The 280-nt window shown below is 69.3% G+C and carries 1 pseudogene; it reads left to right on the plus strand.

Going from position 1 to position 280, the window contains the following annotated elements:
* Window positions 1-280 (plus strand): annotated as a pseudogene (locus IU459_RS37875) (ISL3 family transposase); the annotation flags it as partial.

Consider the following 280-nt stretch of genomic DNA (forward strand, 5'->3'; position numbering starts at 1 on the left):
ACGCGTTGTGGGACAAGGGAATCGGGCACACCGCAATCTGCAGGGCGCTCAACCTCGACGACAAGACGGTACGCCGCTACGCCCGAGCCTGCAGCGCCGACGAGTTGCTGACCCAGTCGCCCAAACGCGGCAGCGCGCTCGACCCACACACCACCTACCTGGCCGAACGCTGGCAGCAAGGGTGCACCAACGCCGCAACCCTGACCGGCGAGCTGCGCGAGCGCGGTTACCGGGGCGGTGAACGCCAGGTTCGCCGCCTCCTGCAGACCTGGCGAGCCGG

It is taken from the genome of Nocardia amamiensis, assembly GCF_015477605.1.
GTDB classification, from domain to species: Bacteria; Actinomycetota; Actinomycetes; order Mycobacteriales; family Mycobacteriaceae; genus Nocardia; species Nocardia amamiensis_A.